General features: G+C 46.6%; 3 protein-coding genes. 1 reads left to right on the forward strand and 2 read right to left on the reverse strand.

The window, feature by feature from the left end:
- Positions 1-94 precede the first annotated feature (94 nt).
- Entirely contained in the window at positions 95-2821 is a 2727-nt protein-coding gene (locus NDA06_RS20785; RefSeq protein WP_190985303.1) for a zinc-dependent metalloprotease, read from the reverse strand.
- A gap of 604 nt (positions 2822-3425) precedes the next feature.
- Positions 3426-6491, reverse strand: a complete 3066-nt coding sequence (locus NDA06_RS20790; RefSeq protein ID WP_190985323.1) for a zinc-dependent metalloprotease — start codon at positions 6489-6491, stop codon at positions 3426-3428.
- 353 nt (positions 6492-6844) lie between these two features.
- On the opposite strand from NDA06_RS20790, the gene NDA06_RS20795 reads away from it, so the two are divergent.
- Positions 6845-7717 (forward strand): hypothetical protein, encoded by an 873-nt coding sequence (locus tag NDA06_RS20795; RefSeq protein ID WP_190985304.1) that lies wholly within the window; start codon positions 6845-6847, stop codon positions 7715-7717.
- The last annotated feature ends 126 nt before the right edge of the window (positions 7718-7843 follow it).

Genomic DNA, 7843 nt, shown 5'->3' on the forward strand with positions numbered 1-7843 from the left:
GTCCTTAGTCCTTAGTTATTGCAACAGACTAATGACTAATGATTATTTGTCACAGGTCAGGAATCATTAGTTAAATGACTCTTGACCTGTGACTTTAATTTGATTGCATCTGAGCATCTAAGGCTTTAGAGATGCGGTCGCGTGTTTCTTGCAGGTGGGCTTTGGTATATTCATCTAAGTTCCCACTCCGGTGCCTGAGGCTACCGTTGATGTCTTCGCGCAATTGGCGCAATTTCGACCAGGCAAGCGTTCGGGCGTCTTCTGGCACGTCCTCAGTCCGCAATACCATGCCGATTAGTATTTGCAAATGTTCTCGCTGCAAAGCCCGACGAAAGCTGGATATCTTCACCGACTTGCTATCTGCTGGCTGCAACTCACTCCAAAGGTCACTGTGCAAGGTATTAAATAGTTCTGGTAGCGTCAGCGCTTGATTTGGCTGACTCTTCAGTTCCAAGTCGCGCAGACGGTTGAGGCGATCGCCCGATAGCACTTCTCTCAAAACAATGCTTTGCGGGAAGAAGATGCTGTCGTGAACCGGAAAATCAAGGCGATTAATTGCAATATTATTGCTCCAATCCATCCAGCGCGAGGGTGCTAACTTATTGAGTAGATCCGGCGGGAAATTAAAAGCGTCTTCCGCAAAGACATACTTTTGCAATGCTGCCAAGGCTTCTCGCTGCTTGGCGACTGGCACAGGTTCAAAGGGTAAGCGTCCGTTGCGGTTTCCGGGGCGATCCCGGTAAAACGATTGTCCACCAATATATTTAGTAATCAAGAACACGTTTTGCAAATAGTGCATAAACGCGGTGTTAAAGCGATCGCTGACTTCGCTGTAACTTTCGCCGGTGCCGGGATACCCTTTATTGAGACGATCCCATAGCTGGCGGTCGATATCCAGTTGCGATCGCGCATAGCCCAGCGGATCGCCACTCAGGTCATATTGGTTCACGGTGGGATCGAGGTCAAAGCTGTCCTCATCGGAGGCATAAGCCAATTCCGGCTGACTCGATTTCTTGGCAATCTCATCAAGAAACCGCTGTTCGGCGATGGGAACTACCCCACCGCTGGGTTTGTAGCCATACTCAATCGCCCACTCGTCATAAGCGCCCACCTTGCTGGTATAGTAATCTCCTTGCTTGACGCCTTGGGGTGCCAAGTTGGGTGGCAGATAGTCCATGACGGAACTCACCATCCCCTTCGCGCGGGTGATGTCGGTGTTGTTCAATTCCTCTGGTGTTAGGAGAGTACTGCCACGGAAGTTGTGTCTTAAGCCTAGAGTGTGTCCAACTTCGTGAGCAATGAGCAATCGCACAAATTGATGAATATACTCTTTCATGCGATCGCTTCTGGGACTGACATTCTGCAATAGTGACAGCGACAGCGACCCAACTGCCATCTGATTGGCAAATTGCATTCCCTTGCATCGATCGTTGTGACCATCATGCTCTAATAACGAAGGTTTTACCTGTCTGTTGGCACCACCCCGCGCTGCACCTTGTTTAGACGAGTGAGAAGGCAAGAAGCCACGGTTACAAATACTGCTGTTCCCCTTCTGGTTCGGTTCGATCAAGTGGCGATATTCCTGCTTGAACGAATTCACAAAGTCAGCGTCCACGATAATGTCAGCATCCAAGATTTCCCCAGTCAACGGGTTAACCCGCGACGGCCCTAATGCAAATGCGGCATCCAAAGAATTGAACCAGCGAATCGTGTTGTAGCGCACATCAGCCGGGTCCCAAGTCGCATTTTCTGGCATCTGCTGCACTGCGATCGCATCCTTGAATCCCGCCTTCTCAAACGCGGCGTTCCACATCAAAACGCCCTCGCGGATAGCGTCGCGGTACTCAACCGGGACAGTATTTTCAATCCAGAAGACAATTGGTTTTTTGGGTGGCGACAGGGAAGCTGCGGGATCTTGCTTTTCTAGATTCCAGCGCTGGATGTAGCGCACAAACGGATCTTTGCCACTCTTACTGGAAAAATCCTTGTAAACCGTCGTGAAGTAGCCAACCCGTTCGTCGGCAAGACGCGGAATATAGCCGTTGTTTTCCGGTAGCTGGGAGATACTGTAATGTACCTTCAGGGAAAGGGCGCGACTGTCAGGCAGCGTCGGCAGGTAAACCCCGGTCTCTCCACTAGGGTTGGAGAACCCGTAAATCGACTCAATCTCCATGTTCAGGGGGAAAGCTTTGGCAGCACCGAAGTAGGTTTTGTCTTCTTCTAGCTGGTAGGGAACCTCCAAAGCAGTTTTTAAATACGAACTTAATCCAGGTAAATCGCTTAGTAGCAGGTTCCCCAGATCGACGAGAATGGTTTGGCGTTGCGGATGAATGCTGATAATTTTCAGGGAACTGAGAACGGAGTCAGAAAAGGCTCGTTCTAGCGATCGCTTTTCTGGATTGCCGGGACTGGTACGGAAGTTCACGTTGCGGACGGCAAAGTGCAAATTGTTGTTGACCCGGCGAAAGTAGAAAAGCATATCTTGCAGCGGCATTCCACTGTAAAGACCGCGTTCGCCAATCCCGGAGTCTAAGGTAATGGTGGCAAGGTAGTTTTTATTGAGCTGTTCTGGTTTAATTTCTAAATATATTGTGCCGGTTTGTTTGTTTCGGTAAAGGGTAAATAATCCTTCCAGCTTTTGAGTGTTTTTAACCGTCTCATCGAAGGATTGAAAATCCGATTTTTCTATATTTATATCTTTAGCTAAAACCTCAGAGGTTACGACTGGCTTCTGGGTGTTTGTAATAGCTGCTTTAGCTGAAGAAACATTTGCGAAGAATAGTCCCAGAAGGAAAAACACGTAGAATGGCGATTTTTTCATTTTGTCTTTAAACTGATTGACGATTACTAATTCAAGTCGGAACAATGATGGGTTTGGAAAATAGAGATGCCATTGTCGTCTCTAGAGCCTGTTCGTGGCTTTAGCAGAGGGTCTGTACCAGATACATATAGGAAACCTACCCACCCAAATTTTAAAATTCCGGATTTTCTAAATCTGCTTGGCTACGAATAATTTGTATTTTTTTGATTTCCCTTCACCAGGTACTTTATAAACCTCCTCTAAGGGGGACTAAAAACAGAACATAAATCCTTTGATTTCTCTTCAACAAAATCTAAAGAGCTATGTTGCACGCTAAAGTTGAGCGTCATCTTCAACACCATCTTTAAATGCATCAACGTCTCCCTGTTTAAGGTTCCCGTTCCAGTGTTCAAAAATACTATCCGTCAAAAAAAACAAAAAAGTTTACAGTGACGCGGCGCGTTACTGTCTGATTGACTTCCCCAATACATCTTGGTGAACCTCTCCCCAACCCCTCTCTTGCAAGGAGAGGGGCAAAGAGTTCTTTCCCCTTTCCCTTGTAGGGAAGGAAAAAGGGAGTTAGGTTTTCTCTTTCACGTTGCACCATTTATCGTTGATCGCAGATTCACTTCGATTCCAACTGGGCGTTTAAGGCTTTGTTAATGCGATCGCGTGTTTCCAGAAGGTGGGCTTTGGTATAGGTGTCGAGGTTCTTCTGCTTCGATGCACTATCCAGCGATTTCCGCAGTTGTTGCAGTTCGTACCATGCCAACGTTCGGGCATCTTCCGGTACCGATTCAGTCCGCAACACCATCCCCAGCATGATTTCTAGATGTTCGCGTTGCAAGGAACGGCGGAGGCTGGAAATATTCGCGGGTTTGCGATCGGATTGCTGTACCTCTGTCCAAATGCTATTTTGCAGGGTGTCGAAGAGTTCTGGTAGCGTCAGCGCTTCTCCTGGTTTCGTTTTCAGTTCAATGTCGCGCAGACGATTTAGGCGATCTTCGGATAGAAGCGATCGCAATACGCGACGTTGCTGCAACAGCAGGTTTTCATGAATCGGATAATCCAGTCGGAAAATCGGGATCGGATTTCCCCAGTGTCTCCAGCGCGACGGTGCTAACTGATTGAGTAATTCCGGCGGAAAATCAAAAGCGTCTGCGGCAAACACATATTTTCCTATTTTTGTCAATGCATCGCGCTGTTTTTCTAGCGGCACAGGTTTAAACGGCAAACGCCCGTTGGGATCTCCGGCGTGATTGCGGCTAAATGACTGTCCACCAATGTATTGACTCATCAAATTAGCGTTACTGAAGTAGTAACTTAGTATCGTGTTAAACAACACGCGCATTTCTTCATAGCTATCTCCCCGCAACGGGTAACGCTTATCCAAACGCCCCCACATCATCCGGGCGTTGTCCATCTGCGACTGTGAGTAGCGCAGCACATCGCCACTCAAATCCCAAAGGCTGGCACCCGGATCGAGATCCAAGATGTCTTCATCCGTCGCATAGGCGTATTCTGATTCGGGCGATTTGGAGGCAATTTGCTCTAAAAATCGCTTTTCAGCCACAAAATTCGTTGCCCCACTCGGTTTATAACCGTACTCAATCGCCCATTTGTCATAAGGGCCAACAACGCCTGGATAATACTCTCCTTGCTTCACGCCTTCGGGTGCCAAGTTGACGGGAACGTAATCCATCACCGAACTCACCATTCCTTTGATGCGCGTGATGTCGGTGTTGTTCAATTCTTCTGGCTTTAGCAGCGTGCTACCGTGGAAGTTGTGCCGCAACCCTAAAGTATGTCCAATTTCGTGGGAAATCAGGTGGCGGATATACTGATGCACAAATTCTTTCATTTCGTTGCTGTTAGGCAAGACATTGTGAACCAGCGATAATGCGATCGCGCCCATCGCCGATTGAGTAGCCGCTTTCATGCCATAGCAGAGATCGTGGTCTTGCAGGAGTTGCGAAAAATCAGGGGTAGATGATTGAGAATTTCCCTCTGTTTTTCCTCTTTCCAATCCGTTGCAGAGATTGGGATTCTCCGCAATTTGGGAAAATAACCCGGTTCCCGACGGCTGGCTTGACTCGACAAGGGTGCGATATCGTTGCTTAATCGATTGCACCATGTTGGCATCTACAATGATGTCGGCGTCTAAAATTTCGCCAGTCAGCGGATTGACACGCGATGGCCCCCTGGCAGAATATCCATCTAAAGAATTGATCCAGCGAATCGTGTTGTAGCGGACATCTGCGGGACTCCAGGTGGCATTATCCGGCATTTGCCGCACTTCAATGGCGTCCTTAAATCCCGCCTTCTCAAAAGCTTTGTTCCACATCAGAACGCCTTCGCGGATGGAGTCGCGGTACTCAACCGGGACAGAATTCTCAATCCAGAAGACAATTGGTTTCTTGGGTGGTGACAAGGATGCTTTCGGATCTTGCTTTTCCAAGTGCCAGCGATGAATATAACGAACAAAAGGTTCTCTGCGGTTGTCGTTGGAGAAGTCCTTATAAGCAGTAATAAAGTAGCCAATCCGGTCGTCGGCAAGACGCGGAATATAGCCGTTGTTTTCCGGTAGCTGGGATAAACTGTAATGGACTTTAAGGCTGAGTGCCCTGCTATCGGGCAAAGTCGCTAAATTTGCGTCCTCGCTACTTGTCGATGAGAAACCATAAACCGAGGAAATTTCGATATTGAGGGGAAAGGCTTTGGCGGTGTCGAAATACGACTTGCTACTGTCGAGGCGGTAGGAAGTATCCAAAAACGTTTTTAACATTGAGGTTAACCCTGGCAAATCGGTCAGGAGTAAGTCCCCCATATCGATAAGCAGGGTTTTGCGTTGCGAATGAGTCGCTTTGATGTCCAGCGAGTAGAGGACAGAGTCGCTAAACGCCCGGTTGAGCGATCGCTCTTGCGGCTCCCCAGAGCGCGTGCGAAAGTTAACATTGCGAACCACAAAGTGTAAGTTGTCGTTCACGCGACGAAAATAAAACAGGAAATCATTCAGGGGAACTCCGCTGTAAATACCGCGTTCTCCAATCCCCGATTCCATCGTCACGGTACCGAGGAAGTTTTTATTTAACTGTTCTGGCTTGATTTCCAGGTAGATTTTTCCCGTCTTCTTGTTGCGGTAGAGGGTAAACAACCCTTCCACCTTCTCCGTATTTTTAACGATTTCATCAAACCCAGACTTTTTAGTAACTTTACCCGCGTCAGCCATCTGAAGAGGCGCTACTTGGTTGATATCTTTCAGCAACCCCAGTATTGGTTGTAGCGGCACCGTACTGCTCTCCCCATACTGTTTCTTGGCATCTTTGACCATCCAGGCAAAAGGCTGTTGCTCTGGCTGCTTTTGGCTGTCTTTGATGACCCATACGTAAGAATACGGAGACGTGACAGAAGCAGGAATTTCTGGCGCTGATACCCATTCACTTGTTTGAGGCAACTTATTTGCGCTTCCCCGATCGAGAGGAATCTGTTGCAATTTATTAGTAAAACGGTCTGACTTCTGGCTTCCAGATAGCTGCTTCTTGGTAACAGCAGCCTCAAGCGATCGCATCTGTTGGCGACCGCCCAACCTTTCCACCGCTTTTAGAGGCACCAGCGCCTGCGCTGTTACTTGTAGCTCTATCCCGAACAACACTCCTTGTAGAACCAATAGATAGAACGGCAATTTTTTCATTTTGTTCAGCATCCGAATGACCATTCCTACTTCATCAAATCTTTAAAAAGTATTTCAGTATATTTACTGGAGCTTTACTCTAATTTTAGAGAATTGGGATTATGATACTTACGTGAAAGTCCTTAAGTATTTCTTTGCTAAAGTGCAATAGAAACTTTTCTCGTCAGTCTTTTCAGCGTAACCCAAAGGCTTGTTAAATGGAGACCTCCATTTAACAAACAGACTGTTTATTGTTATTGAAAACAGTCTAGGTGAAATTGTTCCTTTGTTAGTTCATCGCTTCGATCTGCAACTTTCAGCAGGTCAAAATTCTCATACCCAAAATTTTAGTGACATAAGGAAATAAGGTTTTTATGATAACCAAACAACGTCCCAGCTTACGCTTCTTGCTGTTCGCAACGCCTTTGATGGCTAGCTCTGCGTTCGTTGCTGCGCCTGGTTGGGCTGCAACTCTAGCCAAGTCTGAAGCGACAGTAGAACTGAATAAATTTAGCCACTCACCTGTTGAGGTGGAGGCTTTTACTGAGGCTTTTACTGAGATATTTACAAGCAGTAGTGAGGTGACTGCCGATGCTGATGCCTTTGCAGAATTTACAGCCGATCCCTCCCCTAAAAAAACCTCCGCTTTCAATTTCTCTTTAAGTAAAATTGAGGGCGAAGGTAAGAGCTATTTTGGACAGGTGAAAAGCGTAGCTGGAGTGATTGGCTATAACTTTCTAGTAAATGCAGGTCAAACTTTCTCTTTCGATTTTTCAGCTTTTTTAGGTCTTAAAACCTCTATTGACGAACCAGAATTTGAATATGCTAGTGCGTCTGGCGAGGTAAATTTTCAGTTATATAACACCCAAAATAATAAAGATACGAAGACTTGGATTCCTTTAGACTTTTTTAGCTTAGCCGGAAAACTAAAGACATTAGAACCTGGTGATTTTCTTGCTTATGAGAAGAGCGCCAACGTAACCGTTAAGCCAAATAAAGTTTTTTTAGAGACTTCTTTTGGAGGCAACGAAGAAACTGCTGAAGCTTTTATTCAAGGTAAGTTTTCGCGTAAATTCGATAGCTTAACTTATCTAACCTTAGTAGAAACTAAGACAAATAAAGTGAAAGCAAGTAAGGCAAGTGCTGAAACCCCAGAGTTTTCGAGTACCTTAGCTTTACTCTTATTCTGCTTAATAGGCGTTGGATATGAAGCCAGAAAGAAAGCTGTTGCAGTGAAGTCAAAGTAAAAACGTCAGGCGACTAAAGTCGTAGCTACGCGAACGAAGCCTGCCTACGTAGCCTTCATTTTTCAGCCTCTTAGTAGGGAATAGTTGCTGTAGGGGCACGGCAATGCCGTGCCCCTACAATGGCAT

This window comes from Trichocoleus sp. ST-U1 (assembly GCF_039961835.1).
Lineage (GTDB): Bacteria > Cyanobacteriota > Cyanobacteriia > Cyanobacteriales > FACHB-T130 > FACHB-T130.

What these genes read in the sequence shown, in the direction of transcription:
- NDA06_RS20785 (WP_190985303.1), bottom strand. Translation starts at nt 2,821, where the DNA reads ATGAAAAAATCGCCATTCTACGTGTTTTTCCTTCTGGGACTATTCTTC.
- NDA06_RS20790 (WP_190985323.1), bottom strand. Translation starts at nt 6,491, where the DNA reads ATGAAAAAATTGCCGTTCTATCTATTGGTTCTACAAGGAGTGTTGTTC.
- NDA06_RS20795 (WP_190985304.1), top strand. Translation starts at nt 6,845, where the DNA reads ATGATAACCAAACAACGTCCCAGCTTACGCTTCTTGCTGTTCGCAACG.